Source organism: Micromonospora lupini str. Lupac 08 (assembly GCF_000297395.2).
Taxonomy (GTDB): Bacteria; Actinomycetota; Actinomycetes; order Mycobacteriales; family Micromonosporaceae; genus Micromonospora; species Micromonospora lupini.
In genome coordinates this window covers 1,245,028-1,264,599 of the sequence record NZ_HF570108.1, presented here as the reverse complement: position 1 = coordinate 1,264,599, position 19,572 = coordinate 1,245,028, and the positions used below count along the sequence as shown (strand labels likewise).

Below are 19,572 nucleotides of genomic sequence, written 5' to 3'. Positions count from 1 at the left end.
TGGGGCGGTGAGCACCCTCCGCCCCGCGCTGCTGACCGACCACTACGAGCTGACCATGGTCAGCGCGGCACTCAAGGACGGCACCGCGGACCGCCGCTGTGTCTTCGAGGTGTTCAGCCGACGGCTGCCCAGCGGCCGGCGCTACGGCGTCGTCGCCGGCACCGCGCGGCTCATCGAGCTGATCCGCGACTTCCGGTTCGACCCGGCGGAGGTCGACTTCCTGCGCCGCACCGGCGTGGTCGACGAGGCGGCCGCGGCCTGGCTCACCGACTACCGCTTCACTGGCGACATCGACGGGTACGCCGAGGGTGAGCTGTTCTTCCCCGGTTCGCCGATCCTGACCGTCTCCGGCGGCTTCGCCGAGTGCGTGGTGCTGGAGACGGTGGCGCTCTCCGTGCTCAACCACGACTGCGCGGTGGCGGCTGCCGCGGCGCGGATGGTCACCGCCGCCCGGGGCCGGGCGCTGATCGAGATGGGATCGCGCCGGGCACACGAGGAGGCGGCGGTGGCGGCGGCGCGGGCCGCGTACCTGGCCGGTTTCCGGTTCACCTCCAACCTCGCCGCCGGGGAGCGATACGGCATCCCCACGGCGGGCACGGCGGCACACGCGTTCACCCTGCTGCACGACGACGAGCGGGCCGCGTTCGCCTCGCAGGTGGCCACGCTGGGCAAGGACACCACCCTGCTTGTCGACACGTACGACATCAGCCAGGGCATCCGCAACGCGATCGCGGTGGCCGGGCCGGAGCTGCGGGCGATCCGGATCGACTCGGGTGACCTCGCGGTGATCGCGCAGCAGTCCCGGGAACTGCTGGACTCGCTGGGCGCCACCGAGACGAAGATCATCGTGTCGGGCGACCTGGACGAGTACTCGATCGCCGCGCTGGCCGCCGAGCCGGTCGACATGTACGGCGCGGGGACGGCAGTGGTCACCGGCTCCGGGGCGCCCACCGCGGGGCTGGTCTACAAGCTCGTCGAGGTCGAGGGCCGCCCGGTGGTGAAGCGGTCCGAGCACAAGGCGACAATCGGTGGGCGGAAGGTCGCGGTCCGCCGGCACAAGCCGACAGGCACCGCCACGGAGGAGATCATCGTCCCGCAGGGTGTGCCCGACCGGCAGGCCAACGACCGGCTGCTCCAGCGCTCGTACGTGATCGACGGCGAACCCGTGGGTCTGCCCACCCTCGACGAGTCCCGGGAGCACCTGCGCGAGTGCCTCATCTCCATCCCCTGGGAGGGGCTGAAGCTCTCCGCAGGCGACCCGGCCGTGCCGGTCACCGTCGTACCCGCCGCCTGAGCCCCTCCGCCAACCCGACCCGAGAGGCAGATCCCGATGGCCGACGCGCTGATCATCGTGGACGTGCAGAACGACTTCTGTGAGGGCGGCTCGCTGGCCGTCCCGGGCGGCGCCGGGGTGGCCGCCGGGATCTCCCGGCTGCTCGCCGCCGAGCCGGACCGGTGGCAGCACGTGGTCGCCACGAAGGATTACCACATCGACCCGGGCGCGCACTTCGGCGATCCGCCGGACTTCGTGGAGTCGTGGCCCCGGCACTGCGTGGTCGGCACCAGCGGCTCGGAGTTCCACCCGGAGCTGGAGACCGGGCGGGTCGAGGCGATCTTCCACAAGGGCGAGCACGCGGCGGCGTACTCCGGGTTCGAGGGGCACGCCGACGACGGCGAGTGCCTGGCCGACTGGCTGCGTCGACACGACGTGGACCGGGTCGACGTGGTCGGTATCGCCACCGACCACTGCGTCCGCGCCACCGCGCTCGACGCCGCCCGCGAGGGCTTCGCCACCACCGTCCTGCTGGAGCTGACCGCCGCGGTCGCTCCGGAGACCACCGACGTGGCGCTGCGGGCGATGGACGGCGCCGGCGTGATCCTGCACGGCGAGCCTGTGATCAGGGCCGCATGAGGCGGTAATTGGTTGGCCAACGGTCCGCCGCCCGTCGAGGATGTCGCCGGAGGTACGGACCAACGTGAACATGAAGCCTTACCGGACAGCCCTCGCCCTGCCCGGCCTGCGGTCGCTGCTGCTGGTCGCCGTCCTCGCCCGCATCCCGCTCACGGCGACCGGCGTGACGCTCACCTTCCACGTGGTGCTCGATCTCGACCGGGGCTACGGGGCGGCCGGCCTGGTGGGCGCCGCGGTCACGGTGGGCGCGGCGATCGGTGGGCCGCTGCTCGGCCGCCTGGTCGACAGGCGTGGCCTGCGTCCGGTGTTGGTGCTCACCGGCATCGCCGAGGCCGTGTTCTGGACCACCGCGCCGTCGTTGTCGTACGCGCTGCTGCTGCCGGCCGCCTTCGTGGCCGGCTCGCTTGCGCTGCCCATCTTCTCGGTGGTCCGCCAGTCGATCGCCGCGCTGGTCCCGGAAGATCAACGACGGCAGGCGTACGCGCTGGACTCCATGTCCGTCGAGCTGTCCTTCATGATCGGCCCGGCGCTGGCGGTGGCCCTGGTCACCGCGATCTCGGCGCAGACCACCCTGTACCTCGTCGGCGGCGGCATCGTCGCCGCCGGGATCGCCCTGTGGCTGATGAACCCACCGATCCGCAGTGCCGCTGAGCCCTCCGGCCCGCGGCGCCACGTGCCTCGCCGGGAATGGCTGACGCCCCGGCTGCTCGCCGTACTGGCGCTCAGCACCGCCGCCACCCTCGTGCTCGGCGGCACCGACGTCGCAGTGGTCGCCGTCCTGCGGGCCAGCGGCGAGGCCAACTGGACCGGCGCCGTGCTGGCCGGCTGGGCCATCGCCTCCCTGGCCGGCGGCTTCGCCTACGGGGCGGTGCACCGCTCGCTCTCCCCGCTGGTCCTCACCGCCGCGCTCGCGCTCTGCACCATCCCGGTCGGGTTGGGCGGCGCACACTGGTGGCTGCTCTGCCTGGCGTTGATCCCCGCCGGCGCGCTCTGCGCGCCGACCATCGCCGCCTCCTCCGACGCCGTCAGCCGCCTGGCCCCGGCCGAGGTACGCGGCGAGGCGATGGGCCTGCACGGCTCGGCGGTCACCGTCGGCATCGCGGTCGGCGCACCGCTCGCCGGCGCGGTGATCGACGCCAGCGCGCCGCTCTGGGGCTTCGTAGTGACCGGAGCGCTCGGCGCACTGGTCACCCTGGCCGTGCTCCCCGGCGAGCTGCGCCGGCGTCGCCACGCCGACGCCCGCGCGTCGGTGCCGCCCGCCGAGCCCGAACTCGCCACCGCCACCCACTGAGGACAACCCAGACCCCGGCCGGGCCGACGCCGAATCAAGCCGAGCCGCGCGGACGCCGGGCCGGGCCAGGCCGCGCTGCTCGTTCGCAGCGCACCTGCTCGCGACCGCCATCAGTCAGAGCCGCCACGGACGAGGGTGGGCGCGGGGGCGCACATGGCGACGGGCGCCGCTCCCGGGTGGTCCCGGGGGCGGCGCCCGTCGTACGGCTGAGCGGGTTGAGCGTCAGTGCCTGTCGAGGTCGCTGGCGGTGTCCTCGCTGTAGCGAGCGCCGCCGTCCGACTCGCTGGTGAGCGGCTTGGAGCCACCCTCCGGCGGACCGGCCAGGGTCTGACCGGCGGCCAGCTCCGGGAACTTCATGTCGAACGCCGGCCGCTCGGAGCGGATGCGGGGCATCCGGTCGAAGTTGCGCAGCGGCGGCGGGCTGCTGGTCGCCCACTCCAGCGAGTTGCCGTGACCCCACGGGTCGTTCACCTCGACCACCGGGCCGGTCTTGTACGACTTCCAGCAGTTGTAGATGAACGGCAGCGTGGAGATACCGGTGATGAACGCACCGATCGTGGAGATCGTGTTCAGCGTGGTGAAGCCGTCGCCGGGCAGGTAGTCGGCGTACCGACGGGGCATGCCCTCGGCGCCGAGCCAGTGCTGCACCAGGAAGGTGGTGTGGAAGCCGATCATGGTGAGCCAGAAGTGCACCTTGCCCAGGCGCTCGTCGAGCATCCGGCCGAACATCTTCGGGAACCAGAAGTAGATGCCGGCGAAGACCGCGAACACGATGGTGCCGAAGAGCACGTAGTGGAAGTGCGCCACCACGAAGTACGAGTCCGACACGTGGAAGTCGAGCGGCGGGCTGGCCAGCAGCACACCGGTGAGACCGCCGAAGAGGAAGGTGACCAGGAAGCCGACCGCCCACAGCATGGGCGTCTCGAAGCTGATCTGGCCCCGCCACATGGTGCCGATCCAGTTGAAGAACTTCATACCGGTCGGGACCGCGATGAGGTAGCTCAGGAAGCTGAAGAACGGCAGCAGGACCTGGCCGGTGGCGAACATGTGGTGCGCCCAGACGCTCATCGAGAGCGCCGCGATCGCGATGGTCGCGGCGACCAGACCCTTGTAGCCGAAGATCGGCTTGCGGGAGAAGACCGGAATGATCTCGCTGATGATGCCGAAGAACGGCAGCGCCACGATGTAGACCTCGGGGTGCCCGAAGAACCAGAACAGGTGCTGCCAGAGCATTGGCCCACCGGTCGCCGGGTCGTACACGTGGGCGCCGAGGATGCGGTCCGCGGCGAGCGCGAACAGCGCGGCGGCCAGCAGCGGGAAGACCAGGATCACCAAAAGGCTGGTGACCAGGATGTTCCACGTGAAGATCGGCATCCGGAACATGGTCATGCCGGGCGCACGCAGGGTGAGCACCGTGGTGATCATGTTCACCGCGCCGAGGATGGTGCCCAGGCCGGAGATGGCCAGACCCATGATCCACATGTTGGCGCCGACGCCGGGCGAGTGCTCGACGCTGCTCAGCGGCGCGTACGCGAACCAGCCGAAGTCGGCGGCGCCGCCCGGGGTGATGAAGCCGGCGGTCGCCATCGTGCCGCCGAACAGGTACAGCCAGTAGGCGAAGCTGTTCAGGCGGGGGAAGGAGACGTCGGGTGCGCCGATCTGGATCGGCACGATGTAGTTCGCGAAGGCGAACACGATAGGCGTCGCGAAGAACAGCAGCATGATCGTGCCGTGCATCGTGAAGAGCTGGTTGTACTGCTCGGGCGACAGGAACTGCAGCCCGGGTCGGGCCAGCTCAGCCCGCATGACCAGGGCCATCAGGCCGCCGATCATGAAGAACGCGAACGCGGTGACCATGTACATGATCCCGATCTGCTTCGCGTCCGTGGTACGCAGCAGCCGCGCGATGGCCGACCCCTTGACCGGCTCCCGGACCGGCCAGGGCCGGGTCACGACCGGCTTGGGTGCGACGGTGGTCACGAGTGGCCTCCGGTTCTCGGTTGTCCCGCTCGGCACACGCTGTTATCTGCGGGCCGTCATCCGCAAGGAGGATAGTCCTCGGCAGGTCGCAGCGCCGCGTGGGGTGGCGTGACACGATCTACTACGGGCCTACAGCGGGCCGACCAGCAACCGGTAGTGCTCTCCGAAGATGCGTCCGCCACGTCCGCGCAGCAGCGGGTCGCGCAGCGCCGGCGGCACGTCCCTGGTCCGGTTGCGGTCGCGGGTCCGGTCGGCCACCCAGCGGGTACGCGGGCGACGACGACTCTCGTACGCCACCAGTGCCGCTTCCACACTGCCTGCGGCGCGCAGCGACTCGGCCAGCACCACGGCGTCCTCCAGGGCCATCGCGGCGCCCTGGGACAGGGTCGGCGCGGTGGCGTGCGCGGCGTCGCCGACCAGCAGCACCCGCCCCCGGTACCAGCGGCCCAACTCGACCTCGTCGGTGATCCCGGCGTGCACCCGGTCGAGCATCTCCAGCACCTCGGGCACGGGGCCCCGGTAGTCGGCGAAGAGTTCGCGCAGCCGGGCCAGCGGGTCGGCGGGTGGCTCGGTGCCCGCCTCGTCGGCGTAGCAGTGCAGCCGCCCCTCCCCGATCGGCACCAGCAGCAGACCGGAGCGCTGCCCGAGCAGCGCGGTCCAGTCGGTGACGGGCGGGCCGTCGCGCAGGACGGCGCGGTAGACGACGTGCCCGGCCGGGCGGGGTGGCCCGCCGAGCGCGGCCAGGGCCCGGACCGAGGAGCGCGGCCCGTCGGCGCCGATGACCAGGTCGTACTCGGTGCTGGTGCCGTCGGTGAACGTGACCCCGACGGCGCGCGGCAGCAGATCGAGGGTGCGGACCTCGGCGCCGTGTCGGACGGCGCCGCCGGCGCCGCTGAGCAGCACCCGGTGCAGGTCCGCCCGGGGCAGTGCCCGGCACTCGCCGACGCCGGCCCAGAGTGCGTCGAGGTCCACCTCACACAGGGGCTGCCCCGCGGCGTCGAAGAAGCGCTGCCGGTGGATCACCTGCCCGAGAGGTCGGACCGGGTCGTGCAGGTCCAGCCGGTGCAGCGCGCGGGCGGCGTTGCCGGGCAGGTACAGGCCGGTCTCGGTCGACTCCCCCGGGGGCAGCTTGTCGGTGACGTCCGGCCGGAAGCCCGCCAGGCGCAGGGCCCGGGCCACGGCCAGGCCGGCGATGCCCGCGCCGACGATGAGAATGCGCAGGGGGGAGCCTGCCATGGTGGGGTACGCCTCCGGAGGGGGAGCGGCACGCGTCGGAGGCAACACGCTACTCGGAGCTATCGGCGCACACCAGGGCCTGATCGGCCCGCCGGATCCGCTCGTCGGCCGTCCACGCCGCTTACCTGGCCGCCCTTCGACGCCCGTTCGGCGGCAGGATGGCAATCCTCACAATTCACCAGTTTGACGCGGGCGGTTGCGCCTCAGTTTCAGGCATGTAAATGTGTCGTTGAGCGTGGGAGCGCTCCCGCACCACCCCACCACATCCGGCGCCCGGCACGCGCCGAGTCAAGGAGTGTCATGAAACGTCAACTTCGGGCCCTGGCCGCCGCCGGCCTGCTGGTCGCCAGCTCGCTCGTCGCCGTGGCCCTCGGCGGCAACGCCTCCGCCGACACCCAGATCTGCGAACAGTACGGCTCGACCGTCGTCGGGGGCCGCTACGTGGTGCAGAACAACCGTTGGGGCACCACCGCCCAGCAGTGCATCAACGCCACAAGCAACGGCTTCGAGATCACCACCCTGAACGGCAGCAGCCCCACCAACGGCGCGCCCACGGCGTACCCCTCGATCTTCTTCGGTTGTCACTACACCAACTGCTCCCCCGGCACGAACCTGCCGATCCAGGTGAGTCAGATCAGCAGCGCCACCAGCAGCATCTCCTACCGGTACGTCAGCGGCGCCACCTACAACGCGTCGTACGACATCTGGCTGGACCCGTCGCCCAAGCGGGACGGGGTCAACCAGATGGAGATCATGATCTGGCTCAACCGCCAGGGACCGATCCAGCCCATCGGCTCGGTCGTCGGCACGACCAACCTGGCCGGCCGCACCTGGGAGGTCTGGCGGGGCAGCAACGGCTCCAACAACGTCATCTCCTACGTCGCGCAGTCGACGACCTCCAGCCTGAACTTCAGCGTGCTGGACTTCATCAACGACACCCGCAACCGGGGCGCGATCAGCAACTCCTGGTACCTGACCAGCATCCAGGCCGGCTTCGAGCCGTGGCAGGGCGGCGTCGGTCTCGCGGTGACCTCGTTCTCGGCAAACGTCAACGGTGGCGGCACCCCGCCCACCAACCCGTCCACCCCGACGCCCCCGCCGTCGGGCGGCGCCGGGTGCAGGGTGAAGTACACGGCGAACGCCTGGAACAACGGCTTCACCGCGGACGTGCAGATCACCAACACCGGGTCCAGCGCGATCAACGGCTGGACGCTCACCTACGGCCTGCCCGGCGGGCAGCAGGTCACCAGCGCCTGGAACGCCACGGTGAGCCAGAGCGGGTCGACGGTCACCGCCCGCAACGTCAGCCACAACGGGTCGGTCGCGCCCGGCGGCACGGCCAGCTTCGGCTACCAGGGAACGCTGAGCGGGTCGTACTCGTCCCCCACCAGCTTCTCGCTCAACGGGACGACCTGCTCCCGCGCCTGAGCACGACCAGGTTCACCCGGTGATGCCGGTCCAACGCCCGGCGCGACCCGTTCATCGAGGACGCGCCGGGCGTTGGCGACCCGCGACCAGCCGTCTGAGCGTCGTGCTCACTCGTCCCCACCCGCCTCACTGGGATTGTGCGAGCGTCCAGGAATCGCCAGGGCCGGCGAACAGGGTCTCGCCGGTCGCGAGTTGCAGAGACCAGTGCTCATCGTCGCCGTCGGGGCCGGTGCAGGCGAACAGCAGCAGCCTCAGCCCCTCGAAGGTCAGGGTCAGGTCGAGGTGCCGGGAGACCTCGACGGACTCCAACCGCCGGCCATCCAGCTCCGTGATCATCCGCCCCATCTGCTCCCGATCGTCTTCGCAGGCCGCGAGGAAGTCCGTGTCGCTCTCGAGCCTCCAGGCGGCCATGTTGACGAACAGCAGAGAGCGGCCCAACTCGACGCTTATCCAACTTCCACCGAGAGGGCTCAGACGAGCCTCTCGCACGACGGCCCCCTCAAGCTGCGTCAGCAGCCCCTGCACCTGTCTCTGGTCAGCTTGAGTCAGCGCCACCGGTTCCACGCTTCCGCCAACCCCAGGAAGGCCCAGGCCCGACATCCAATATTCGCCCGGTGGGCGATCGCAGCGACCACTGCTGCCAGCGGCTAGGGTCGGACCTGGCGGTCACGGGAAAGATGCGCAGCCGGCAGCCGTCGAAGATGAGAGTCGTGTCGAGGCTCGGCGCCTCCACCTGCACCGCACCGAGAACCTTGCCGTCGACGATCGCAACGGCCCGCCGCAGAACGTCTCCGTCGTCACCGGCGCCGACCACCACGTCTGCTTCGGACTCGATCCGCCAGGCGATGGAGTAGACCCGGACATCCCATCGATACGCCCATGCCTCATCGAGAAGGCTGAACTGCAGGATGTCTCCATCGCGCACATGTGCGCCCTGAGCGGTCAATCCGCGCAGGGCGTACAACTCGGCGAGCAGACCTTGGACGTCAGGCACTCCTCGGACACCCCCACCCTGCCGAGATCCACTCGGGTTCCTGGAAGTCGGGGCATCCTCGCACGTGGGACACCCCGACTTCCAGGAAATCGAGTCGATCAGGGCGCGTCAGACGCGGGTGAGGCGTACGGCGTCGGCGATCACCAGGCCCGTCGCGTTGCTCCAGCGGCTCACGGCCACCCGATTGGCGTCGCCCGCCGGCAGGGTGAACGTGCCGAGGACGCGCCACTGCCCGCCGGTCGCCCGCTGGTCCACGTACACCGTCCTGTTGCCGGTGGTGGTGGCGACGATGTACGGGGTGGCGCTGTTGTAGCCGCTGTTCGTCGGCCACCACGCCTCGACCCGGTAGGTGCCGGTCGCCGGCACGTTGAACCGGTACCAGGCGGGATCGCTGGCCGCGACCGGGTCGGCGTAGCGGTAGTCGGCGCCGTACCGCTGGCTGGAGAACGTCGAGACACCCCAGTTGGCGCTGGCCGTGAACCGGCCGGAGGTCGTGTTGTCCACGGTGGAGGACCACGCCGTCCCGCCGGCCATCTTCGCGGCGACGTCGGCGCGCATCACGTTCAGGTCGATGAAGGATGGGTCGATCTTGCCGGTGGTGCTTGTCTCCCGGTGGCCCCGGGCGTAGCTGCTGTCCCGGCCGAGCCGGGTGAGCACGGCAGCGGTCGCGGCGATCGACGCGCTGTACTGCGCGGCGGTCATCTCCTGGTCGACGCCGTTGTAGTCGATCTCCCACCCGATCATCAGGGTGTTGCCGTCACCGGCGGGGATGGGTCCGCTGCCCCCGCTGACCCCGGCGTGGTTGCAGCGGCCGGCGGAGATGACGTGGAAGACGCCGTTGTAGTCGACGAGCGCCTGACAGAGCGGGCCGGCCAGGTCGGAGCGGCCGTTGATGCAGATGCCGAGCGCCGGGTGCGGGTTGCTGGCGCTGGAGGTCGAGGCGGTGTGGTGCCAGAGCACCCCGATCGGGTCGAAGGAGCCGGGCCGCATCCGGTTGAGCCAGTCGCCCTCGACGACGACCTGGACTCCGGCGCCGCGCAGCACGTCCACGAGCCACGGGATGGTCGCCATCAGGAGTCCTGCAACAGGTCGGCCAGGCACTCGGCCTTCGGTGCGGCGCTCGCCGCGGCGGGTCGGACGGCGAGTGTGGTCAGCGCGGCGGCCACCAGGGCGGGGATGCCGAGCACCCCACGGCGGCGCAGACGGACGGACGGGGATCGGGCCATGGCGGTCCTCCAGCGGCGAGGGGTTCACACGCATCGACGCACGTGATGACGGCACGCTATAACGTCACGAGCGTCAATGTCGATAGCCTTCACCTTCCGGTCATTCTGTGAAGGATTCCGCCGGCTCAGGCGTCGCCGAGCGCGTCGATGTCCCGCATCTCCTCCGCCGTCAGCGAGAAGTGGAAGACGTCGAAGTTGGCGCTGATCCGCTCCGGGGTCACCGACTTCGGGATCACCACGATCTCGTGGTCGATGTGCCACCGCAGCACCACCTGCGCCGGGGAGACGCCGTGCGCCGCGGCGATCCTGGTCAGCACCGGATCACTGAGGTCGCTGGTCTTGAAGGGGCTGTACCCCTCCAGCACCACGCCCCGGTCCCGGTGTTCGGCGTGCCGCTGCCTGTCGTACAGCGCGGGGCTCCACCGGATCTGGTTGACCGCCGGGTTCTCCTCCGTCGACTGGATCAACTCGTCGATCTCGCCCGTGCTGTAGTTGCTGACCCCGACGGCGCGGGTCAGGTTCTCGTCCCGGGCGGCCAGCAACTCGCGCCACAGCGGGATGCTGTCCGCCGGCGACGACGGCGGCCAGTGGATCAACCAGAGGTCCACCTGGTCGACGCCGAGCGCCTCCAGGCTGGCCTCCAACGTCTCGCGTTCCCGGCCCATCCGGTCCGGAGGGAGCTTGGTGGTGATGAAGACGTCCTCGCGACGGAGCCCGCTCTCCCGCACCGCCCGGCCGACCTCCCGCTCGTTGCCGTAAACGGTAGCGGTGTCGAGGTGCCGGTAGCCGGTGTCGAGCGCGGCCAGCACGGCGTCGTAACCCGCCTGGCCGGTGGCCTGCCAGGTGCCGAAGCCGAGCAGGGGCATCCGCACGTCACCCGGGAGCAGGGCGGTGGGCTGGTCGCTGAGGTCCATGAGGTCCGTTCTACCCCGCCGCGCCCTCGGACGCCGAGCGAACCGGACACTCCGGCGGTCAGCGCAATGGGCCGGTTTGGCGGAGAATGCCGGTGTGACGGACCGGCTGGAGGAGTACCGACGCCGGCGCGACGCCGCCCGTACGCCCGAACCGGTGCCGGAGCGCGGCCCCACGGCGACGGGGCCCGACGAGGGCGCCGGACGCTTCGTCATCCAGCAGCACCACGCCCGCAGCCTGCACTGGGACCTGCGGCTGGAGCACGAGGGGGTGCTCGCGTCCTGGGCGGTGCCGCGCGGCCTGCCCCGCGACCCGGGTCGCAACCACCTCGCCGTGCACACGGAAGATCACCCGATGGAGTACCTGGACTTCTCCGGCGAGATCCCCGCCGGCGAGTACGGGGGCGGCCGGATGGTCATCCACGATCGGGGCACGTACCGCTGTGAGAAGTGGCGCGACGACGAGGTCATCGTGGCGCTCTCCGGTGACCGCACCGCCGGCCGCTACGCGCTGTTCGCCACCGGTGGCCGGGACTGGATGATCCGCCGCACCGATCCCGCGCCGCCGGGCTGGACGCCGATGCCCGAGCTGGTCCGCCCGATGCACGCCACGCCCGCCGCCGGGCTGCCCCGCGACCGCGCCGCGTGGGGGTACGAGCTGCGCTGGGACGGGGTCCGGGCGATGGCGTACGTCTCCGGCGGGCGGTTGCGGCTGCTCTCCGAGACCGACGAGGAGATCACCGGCGATTACCCGTGGCTGCGCGCGCTGGCCGAGGCGATGGCGCCCACCGAGGCGGTGCTCGACGGCGTGCTCGTCCGCATCGACGGCTCCGGCCGGGTGCGACCCGCGCGTCCCGCAAGCGGTGGTCGGGTTCCGGCCGGCGCGGCGTACCTGCTCGTCGACCTGCTGTGGTTGGAGGGCGTGAGCAGCGTCGACGTCCCGTACACGCAACGCCGGGAACTGCTCGATGGGCTGGCGTTGGCCGGTACGCACTGGCAGACTCCGCCGTGGTTTCCCGGTGCCGGCGACGAGGCCCTGCGCACCGGGCGGGAGCAGGGGCTGCCCGGTGTGGTCGCCAAGCGGCTGGACTCGGTGTACGAGCCGGGCCGGCGCAGCCGACGGTGGCTGAGCATCGACGCGGCCTGACGGCGAGGAGCGACGTGTACCTGACCCATCTGGACTGCCCACGCTGCGGCCTGGAGTACGCCGCCGACAAGCTGCAGAACCTCTGCGAGTGCGGCTCGCCGCTGCTGGCCCGCTACGACCTGCCGGCGGTGGCGAAGGCGGTCACCCCGGAGCGTTTCGGCCTGCGCCCGGCCGACCTGTGGCGGTACCGGGAGCTGCTGCCCGTCGCCGATCCCCGGCACGTCACCACGCTCGGTGAGGGCTGGACGCCGCTGCTGCGCACGCCGTCGTACGGCGCGGAGATCGGCATCGCGGACCTGATGGTCAAGGACGAGGGTTTGGTCCCGACCGGCTCGTTCAAGGCGCGCGGCGCGGCGGTCGGCGTGAGTCGGGCTCGCGAGTTGGGCGTCGAGCGGATCGCGATGCCCACCAACGGCAACGCCGGTTCGGCGTGGGCGACGTACGCGGCACGCGCCGGGATGGGCGCCACAATCGTGATGCCGCTGGCGGCGCCGACCATCTGCCGGCGCGAGTGCGTGGCCGCCGGCGCCGACCTGCGCCTGGTGGACGGGCTGATCGGCGACGCGGGCCGCCGGGTGGCGGAGCTGATCGCCGAGTCCGACGGGGCGATCTTCGACGCCGGCACGCTGCGCGAGCCCTACCGCCTGGAGGGCAAGAAGACGATGGGGTACGAGATCGTCGAGCAGCTCGGCTGGCAGGTGCCCGACGTGATCATCTATCCGACGGGTGGCGGGGTCGGGCTGATCGGCATCCACAAGGCGCTGCACGAGATGCGCGAGCTGGGCTGGGTCGGTGACAAGCTGCCCCGGCTCGTGGCGGTGCAGTCGACCGGCTGCGCGCCGATCGTGCGCGCCTTCGCCTCCGGCGAGTCCCGGGCCCAGCCGTGGGAGGACGCGCACACGGTGGCGTTCGGCATCACCGTGCCGTCCCCGTTGGGCGACGAGCTGATCCTGGCCGCGCTGCGGGCGTCGGCCGGTACCGCGGTCGCCGTCGACGACGCGGAGATCCTGGCCGACCTGCGGGACTTCGCCGCCCGGGAGGGGCTGCTGCTCTGCCCGGAGGGCGCGGCCTGCCTGACCGCGGCGCGGCAGCTACGCGCCGGTGGCTGGATCCGCGCCGGGGAACGTGTGGTGGTGCTCAACACCGGCGCGGGGCTGAAGTATCCGGAGACGGTCGACGTCTCCGGCGTACCCGTGCTGGCCTGAGCCGGCACCCCGGGGACGGCGGGGTGCCGGCGGCCGGGCCTACTGGTAGGTGATGTCGGACGGTGCGTAGAAGCAGTTGACGCCGTCGGCGCCCTCGCCGATCTTCGTCGGCTCGCTGCCCTTGGGCACACCCTTGTACTTGACGCAGATCGAGGTTTCCCGGTCCGGGTCGCCGACGATGGTGATCCGGCTGAACCGGGCCGTGTCGCCCCAGTTGGTGTTGATGCCGGCGATCGCGTCGGTGTCCCGGACGACCACGTTGTCGATCACCACGTGCCGCTGGTACGACGTGGAGCAGTTGCCGCAGGCCCGGTAGAGCTTTCCGGCGTTCTCCACCCGGAAGTTCTTGATGTAGACGGTGCCCGAGCCGTTGTGTTGGAAGACCTTGTCGCTTGCGGAGCGGGCGCCACCACCGTCGACGGTGTACGTGGTGCCACCGCGGAAGGTGGCCGCGTCCTCACCCACGTCCTCCCACCAGACGTTGATCAGCGTGCAGTTGCCCTCGCAGTGCACGCCGTCACCGGCCGGCGCACCGATGATGACGTTGCGCAGGGTGGCGCCGGCGGCCAGCTCGAACATCGGGTCCTGACTCTCGCTCTGCCCACCGTCGCCGATGCCGTAGTAGCGCTTGAGCCCACCGTCGAAGGTGCCGGTCACCGGTACGGTCGCGTCCACCTTCTGGCTGCCGGTGGGCGTCGGCCACCCCGCCGGCGGTGGAGTGGTCGGGCCCGACGTGGTGGGCGGCGGGGTGCTCGGCGGCCCCGTCGTCGCCGGCGGTGTGGTCGGGGTGCCGCCGCCGGACGAGTCGACGACCACGTCGTCGAAGCCGCCGCTGGCGTACGCGGTGACCAGGCCGATCCGGCCCGCGCTGGCCAGGTTGTTGCTGCCGGAGGCGATCTGGGTGCCGTTGACGAAGGCGCGGACGGTGCTGCCGCTGGCCTCGATGCGCAGGGTGTACCAGGTTCCGGTGACGACGCCGAACGACGCGGAGCCGATCGCGGTGCTGCTGCTGCCGTTGACGGCCTGCAGTTCGGCCCGGCCGGAGCCGAGCAGGGCGAGGCGATACATCCTGGTGCTGCTGGTGGACCGGGCGGCCAGCCCGACCAGGGCGCTGGATGAGCCGAAGCTCGCCGGTCGGACCCGGGCCTGCACGGAGTAGTCGGTCCAGCTGGTCTGACCGGCGAACTGCCGGGCCAGCTCGCTGCCGGCGTTGGACTGGTTGAGCACACCCGAGCCGTCGACCGCCCAGGTGCCGCCGGACTTGGACCAGCCGGAGGCGTCGCCGTCGTTGAAGGTGTCGCTGAACACGGTGGCGGCGAAGGCCGAGGTCATGCCGGCGGCGAGGGCCGCAACGGTCACGCCGGCGCCCACCGCCAGCAGCAGTGGTCGCCGTCCGGGGAGTTGTCTCTTGCGCACGGTTGTCCTCCTTGACGCGTGTGGTGGTGATCCCACGGCCGTCCGTCGGAAAGACATGCCGGCATGGCGTGCCGCCGGCCCGGGATCGGTGTGGCCCCGTCGGATGCCCGGATCCGGAGCGGGGTGAAGCGGGACCAAAGCCGTGGGAAAGGGCTTTCCCGCCTCTTCGAGGCTAGGACCGCGCACGCATGAACGTCAATGCCTGGCGTTTGCAGGTCTGTTGCAGGATTCCGGCGGGCCGGTCAGAAGCTCTCCGGCTCGGTGAGCCGCCACGCCGCGTTGATCAACCCGATGTGCGACAGCGCCTGCGGCGTGTTGCCGAGCTGCGCGCCACTTGTCAGGTCGATCTGCTCGCTGAACAGGCCCACGTCGTTGGCGTTGCCCACCACCCGTTCGAACAGCTCCTCGGCCCGGCGCGGCTCACCCGCCATCACCAGGCACTCCACCAGCCAGAACGAGCACAGCAGGAACCCGGCGGGGTCCGTCGCCCACCGCCGGACCAGGCCGTTGTCCGTACCCAACTCCCGCTCCACCACCGCGATCGTCGACCGCATCCGTGGATCGGTGGCCGGCAGGAAGTGCGCCACCGGCAGGGCCAGCACCGAGGCGTCCAGCTCCGGCGACCCGAACGCGCCGGTGAACGCGCCGATCCGGTCGTTCCACCCCTCGCGCAGCACCGCCGCGCGGATCTCGTCGCGTACGCCGGCCCAGCGACGCGGGTCGGCTCGATCACCGAGCCGGTCGGCGAGCCCCACCGCGCGGTCCATGGCCAGCCAGCAGGAGACCTTCGAGGAGAGGTAGTGCCGTTCCTCCTCCCGGGTCTCCCACATGCCCCGGTCCGGCAGATGCCAGGTCGAGGCGACCTGCTCGGTCAGCCCGAGCACCATCTCCCGCAGCTCCTCCTCGAACGAGCCGCCGAGGTAGTCGCGGAGCCTCCACACCGCCGACATCACCTCACCCGGCACGTCGAGCTGCCGCTGCCGCCAGGCGTCGTTGCCGATCCGCACCGGTCGGCTGTCGAGGTATCCGCGCACGTGATGGCAGTGGTGCTCGGAGACGTCACGTTCGCCCTCCACGCCGAAGAGCACCGGCACCGGCTCGTCGCCGACCCGGCCGATCGACCGGGCCACCCAGGCGAACAGCCGCGACGTCTCGTCCGGGCAGGCCGCCACCCACAGCGCACGCATGGTGAGCGAGAAGTCCCGCAGCCAGGAGTAGCGGTAGTCGTAGTTGCGATCGCCGCCGATCCGCTCCGGCAACGAGGTGGTCGGGGCCGCGATGACCGCTCCGCTGCGGGCGTACGTGAGGCCAGCCAGCACCGTCGCGCTGTGCCGGACCAGTTCGGGGTAGCGGCCGGAGTACCCGTGCGTCTCCCGGAACGCCTCCCACGCCCGCGTCGTCTCGGCGAGGGCGGCCACCGGGTCCAGCCGGACGGGCGGCGTTCCGTACGTCTGCCCGAACGCCACGTCCATCCCGACCACCTGGCCGGCGGAGATCTCGAACTCGTGGGTCACCCGGTCCCGGCCGGCCCGCAGCGGCAGGTCTCCGGCGCGCAGCACCAGCACCGTCGGGCCGGCACCGGCCAGCACCCCGCCGCCGGGCTGCTCGTGCAGGTACGGCGTGAGCAGCCCGTACTCCGGGCGGGGGGCGAAGTCCAGCGCCATCCGGACCCGCCCGGACAGGCCCTCGACCACCCGGATGAGCACGGCCGGCGAGTTCTTGCCCAGGTCGTGGGCGCGGGCGCCGATCTCGGCGGCGAGCGCGTCCGTCACCGCCACGCTGCCGTACGGGGTGTGGTGCACCGTGCGCAGCACGAGCGTGTCCGGTCGGTACGCGCGCTCGACCCGGTAACCGGGGTCGCCGGCGCCGACCGGTGCCAGCCGGAAGTGTCCCCCGTTCGGGTCGAGCAGCCGCCCGAACACGGAGGGGCCGTCGAACCGGGGCGGACACCACCAGTCGACCGAACCGTCGATGCCGACCAGCGCCCCGGAGCGGGCGTCCGAGAGGTACCCGTAGTCGGAGATCCGCAGCTGCTGCACTCGCCGCGCGTACCCGGATCGGCCCGCTTCAGGCCGCCGCCGTCACGCGGTCGGCGGCTCGTCCTCGCCGGCTTCCTCGGCCCTGTCGGCCTCCTCCTTGGTGTGGTGCACGGCCTGGTCGGCGTGCTCCGGAGGGCCGTAGACGGTGTAGAGCACGAGCGGGTTCGGGCCGGTGTTGACGAAGTTGTGCTTCGTCCCGGACGGCACGACGACCAGGTCGCCCGCGACGACCTCCCGCTTGTCCCCGGCGACGCGGGCCTCGCCCGTTCCGCTGACGAAGGTCAGGATCTGGTCGATCCCCTCGTGCACCTCCTCGCCGATCTCGCCACCCGGCGGAATGGTCATGATCACCAGCTGGGTGTGCTCGCCGGTCCACAGCACCCGCCGGAAGTCCGGGCTCTTCTCGGCGACGGTCGCGATCGTGAAATGCTCCATGGCCCGCTCATACCCCGTTCGGTCGCGCGTCACGCCGGGACTGGCAGATGGTGGAATTCCCCACGGCCGGCAGGTTTGGATCCGCGCCGACCGGGGATCGACAAACCCAGACCGGCGCGAGCGGCCGGTCGAGCCAGGTCCCCGCCGGCGTACCGCCGAACGGCTGCGGTGGTGGGAGACGGCCAGAGCGCGGCGACGTTCCGACCACTGTCGAAGCGGCGCCGTGCGCTCTTTTCGGCTGCCGGTGCAGCCAGGCGAGCTTCGGCTGCCGGTGCAGCCAGGCGAGCTTCGGCTAGCGGTGCAGCCAGGCGAGCAGGTCGGGCGGGGCCAGTGCCCTCGCCCGTTCCTCGTAGCGGGCCAGACCGGCCGCGTCCAGCAGGGTTCGCCCCTGCCCCGAGCCACCCTGGCGGAAGAACGCCCGACGATCCCGTAGCACCCCGAGCATGTCCGGGGCGAGCTGGTCGGCGCGTTCCCGCATCCGGTCGAACGTGGCCGCCTCGACAAGCGTCGGCCACCGCTCGGCGGGCACCGGGACACCCCATCGGTCGGCCAGCCGGCGCATCTGGGCACCCAGGTCGGCCCGGAGGTCGTCGTAGTGCACCAGCTCGACGTTCGGCTCGTGTCGGCGGGCCCAGGCGTCGCCCAGGTGCCAGAGCACGCCGGGCAGCGAGTCCAGCTCGGCGCGCGGGTCCACCTCGTGGTCGACCCAGCTCGGCAACCACTCCCGCGCCGACGGACGGGTCCGCGGCGGGCCCGTCGGCACGGGTTGGCCGGTCAGCTCGGCCATCCGGACCCGGTTCAGGTTGCCGGACTGGTGATAGAGGGACACCGCCATGTCCAGCGGATGCCGTGCCACCACCACGTAGTGCACCCGAGGGTCGAGCGGCACCCCGTCCAGCGGCGTGTGCGTCTTGATGAACCGGCGGTGCGGTTGGGTGGCCAGCCGCCGGTACACCTCGTCGCGCGGCTCGCCCAGCCAGTCCAGCCAGGGTGACAGCTCGGTGAGCGACGCCGGAAGCTCCGGGGTGCCCAGCACGAGCAGCGCGCAGATCATCTGCATCCAGGTGGTGCCGCTCTTGGACCGGGTGCTGATCACGATGTCGCCGTCGCGGAACGGGAACCCGATCCAGCGGGCGCTGTCCTCGTCGTCGGAGCGGTAGCGGTGAGGTGACGCGGACATCGGGCGAGCGTAGTCGCCGAAGCGACAGCCGGGCAGCGATTTTTCCGGACGGAACCTGTGGACGTATGCGAATGTCTGACTAGATTGAGGTATGGTGCCCGCCCACGAGGGCCGGGCGGCGGAACCGGTCTACCGTCCCATCCTCGCCACCCGCCGACGCGGCGAGCTGGAAGCGTTGAACCACCTCGACCCCGCGGTCGCCCCGCTGCTCGCCCCGATCCTGGAGATCGGCACGGTCGATCGCTCCACCCGGGACGCTCTGCGCCGCCTGCCGGTCGGCCTGCTGCCGGCCGTCGACGTCACCGGCCTGCCCGACTCGGCGGACACGGAGCTGGCCCGGTGGGACGTACCGCTGATGCCCGTCATCGGGCTCGCGGAGGGTGACCGGCGGCTGGTCACGCACGGCACGGCGGCCCGGGCGTACGCGCGGCGGGCGCTGATCCGGCTGCGCGTCGCGCAGGACCGGGCGGGGCCGGACGCGGACACGACAGCCGTCGAGCGGATCTGGCGGTTCACCGGCCTCGCGCCGGAGGAGTGCGACCTGCTGGTGGACGCGGGCGACGTCTGCTGCCCGGCGGATGTGCGGGTGGCCGAACCGCGGGTACGCCGACTGCTGGACTGGGCCCGTCGCCACGCCTGGCGCTCGGCGACGGTGGCGGCCGGCGGTATGCCGCCGACGCTGTCCCGGCTGCCCACCGACGAGCCGACCCGGCTGGAGCGTTGGGACTGGCAGCTCTGGCGGCGGCTGACCGACGTCGGGGTGGACTACGGCGACTACGGCGTCGGTCCGGCGCTTGCCGAGCACGGCGATCCGGGTGACCGGATGCTGACCGTGCGGTACACCGCCGACGACGGCTGGTGGGTCTACCGCTGGTCACGCCGTGGCGGCCGGGGCGACGACCGCTTCGCGGACCTGTGCCGCACGCTGGTGGCGGCGCCGCACTGGTCGCGTGCCGGGGCGGCGTTCTCCTGGGGCGACCACGAGTTGCTGCGCCGCGCCCGTCGGGGCGCCGGCGCCGGGTCGGTCGCCAACTGGACGGCGTGGAGCACGTCGCACCACCTGGCGCACGTGCTCGCCGCGCTGGTGCGACCGGACGACACCAACGGGTCGGGATGGGACCCCCCGTCGGGCCCGCCGCAGCGAGGGCGATCGCTGCGGTGAGAACCGCCCA

Annotated in this window: 18 protein-coding genes; 7 read left to right on the top strand and 11 right to left on the bottom strand. The window is 71.6% G+C overall.

Translation table 11 applies throughout. The annotated features are described in order from the left end of the window. The first annotated feature begins 7 nt into the window (after positions 1-7). Genes MILUP08_RS07070 through MILUP08_RS07060 form a run of 3 tightly spaced genes read left to right on the top strand, consistent with a single transcriptional unit; the run spans position 8 to position 3,203 of the window. Positions 8-1,294: a nicotinate phosphoribosyltransferase gene (locus MILUP08_RS07070; protein WP_007456100.1), complete on the top strand. Its 1,287-nt coding sequence runs from the start codon at positions 8-10 to the stop codon at positions 1,292-1,294. 36 nt (positions 1,295-1,330) lie between these two features. Further along, positions 1,331-1,912: an isochorismatase family protein gene (locus MILUP08_RS07065; protein WP_007456098.1), complete on the top strand. Its 582-nt coding sequence runs from the start codon at positions 1,331-1,333 to the stop codon at positions 1,910-1,912. Between the two features lie 40 nt (positions 1,913-1,952). After that, positions 1,953-3,203, top strand: a complete 1,251-nt coding sequence (locus tag MILUP08_RS07060) for an MFS transporter (RefSeq protein WP_007456096.1) — start codon at positions 1,953-1,955, stop codon at positions 3,201-3,203. Between the two features lie 222 nt (positions 3,204-3,425). Here MILUP08_RS07060 and ctaD read toward each other — a convergent pair whose 3' ends face one another. Continuing rightward, entirely contained in the window at positions 3,426-5,183 is a 1,758-nt protein-coding gene (gene ctaD / locus MILUP08_RS07055; protein ID WP_007456095.1) for an aa3-type cytochrome oxidase subunit I, read from the bottom strand. A 129-nt stretch (positions 5,184-5,312) separates the two neighbouring features. Next, positions 5,313-6,419, bottom strand: coding sequence for an FAD-dependent monooxygenase (locus tag MILUP08_RS07050; RefSeq protein WP_007456094.1), 1,107 nt, complete (start codon positions 6,417-6,419; stop codon positions 5,313-5,315). Positions 6,420-6,719: 300 nt separating this feature from the next. Here MILUP08_RS07050 and MILUP08_RS07045 point away from each other — a divergent pair, with 300 nt between their 5' ends. Beyond that, positions 6,720-7,847, top strand: a complete 1,128-nt coding sequence (locus tag MILUP08_RS07045; protein WP_007456093.1) for a glycoside hydrolase family 12 protein — start codon at positions 6,720-6,722, stop codon at positions 7,845-7,847. 126 nt (positions 7,848-7,973) lie between these two features. Here MILUP08_RS07045 and MILUP08_RS07040 read toward each other — a convergent pair whose 3' ends face one another. From MILUP08_RS07040 to MILUP08_RS07025, 5 genes are all read right to left on the bottom strand, one after another. Next, entirely contained in the window at positions 7,974-8,336 is a 363-nt protein-coding gene (locus MILUP08_RS07040) for a hypothetical protein (protein WP_237747040.1), read from the bottom strand. 46 nt (positions 8,337-8,382) lie between these two features. Then, positions 8,383-8,841: a hypothetical protein gene (locus tag MILUP08_RS07035; protein ID WP_007456091.1), complete on the bottom strand. Its 459-nt coding sequence runs from the start codon at positions 8,839-8,841 to the stop codon at positions 8,383-8,385. A 108-nt stretch (positions 8,842-8,949) separates the two neighbouring features. Beyond that, the gene (locus MILUP08_RS07030) at positions 8,950-9,912 is read right to left on the bottom strand and encodes a golvesin C-terminal-like domain-containing protein (RefSeq protein WP_007456090.1); all 963 of its coding nucleotides are present in this window, start codon (positions 9,910-9,912) and stop codon (positions 8,950-8,952) included. Continuing rightward, on the bottom strand, positions 9,912-10,067 hold the full coding sequence (locus tag MILUP08_RS35800) for a hypothetical protein (RefSeq protein WP_007456089.1): 156 nt from the start codon (positions 10,065-10,067) through the stop codon (positions 9,912-9,914). Before MILUP08_RS35800 ends, MILUP08_RS07030 begins: the two co-directional genes overlap by 1 nt. A 125-nt stretch (positions 10,068-10,192) precedes the next feature. After that, positions 10,193-10,981 carry an aldo/keto reductase gene (locus tag MILUP08_RS07025; RefSeq protein ID WP_007456088.1) on the bottom strand — a complete coding sequence of 263 codons (789 nt, stop codon included), beginning with the start codon at positions 10,979-10,981 and terminating at the stop codon, positions 10,193-10,195. Between the two features lie 94 nt (positions 10,982-11,075). Between MILUP08_RS07025 and MILUP08_RS07020 the strand changes: the two genes are divergently transcribed. Beyond that, complete coding sequence (locus tag MILUP08_RS07020; RefSeq protein ID WP_007456087.1) at positions 11,076-12,125, top strand: DNA polymerase ligase N-terminal domain-containing protein; 1,050 nt, start codon at positions 11,076-11,078, stop codon at positions 12,123-12,125. Positions 12,126-12,139: 14 nt separating this feature from the next. Next, positions 12,140-13,330: a threonine synthase gene (locus MILUP08_RS07015; protein WP_007456086.1), complete on the top strand. Its 1,191-nt coding sequence runs from the start codon at positions 12,140-12,142 to the stop codon at positions 13,328-13,330. 39 nt (positions 13,331-13,369) lie between these two features. Here the strand turns inward: MILUP08_RS07015 and MILUP08_RS07010 are convergent, their stop codons facing one another. From MILUP08_RS07010 to MILUP08_RS06995, 4 genes are all read right to left on the bottom strand, one after another. After that, positions 13,370-14,746 (bottom strand): pectate lyase, encoded by a 1,377-nt coding sequence (locus MILUP08_RS07010; protein ID WP_007456085.1) that lies wholly within the window; start codon positions 14,744-14,746, stop codon positions 13,370-13,372. A gap of 242 nt (positions 14,747-14,988) precedes the next feature. Then, positions 14,989-16,785, bottom strand: a complete 1,797-nt coding sequence (locus MILUP08_RS07005; protein WP_007456084.1) for a glycoside hydrolase family 15 protein — start codon at positions 16,783-16,785, stop codon at positions 14,989-14,991. Positions 16,786-16,827: 42 nt separating this feature from the next. After that, a complete protein-coding gene (locus tag MILUP08_RS07000; protein WP_007456082.1) occupies positions 16,828-17,220 on the bottom strand; it encodes a cupin domain-containing protein in 393 nt (130 codons plus the stop codon). A 292-nt stretch (positions 17,221-17,512) separates the two neighbouring features. Further along, positions 17,513-18,400, bottom strand: a complete 888-nt coding sequence (locus tag MILUP08_RS06995) for a sulfotransferase domain-containing protein (protein ID WP_007456080.1) — start codon at positions 18,398-18,400, stop codon at positions 17,513-17,515. Between the two features lie 91 nt (positions 18,401-18,491). Here MILUP08_RS06995 and MILUP08_RS06990 point away from each other — a divergent pair, with 91 nt between their 5' ends. Next, complete coding sequence (locus tag MILUP08_RS06990) at positions 18,492-19,562, top strand: beta family protein (RefSeq protein WP_007456078.1); 1,071 nt, start codon at positions 18,492-18,494, stop codon at positions 19,560-19,562. The last annotated feature ends 10 nt before the right edge of the window (positions 19,563-19,572 follow it).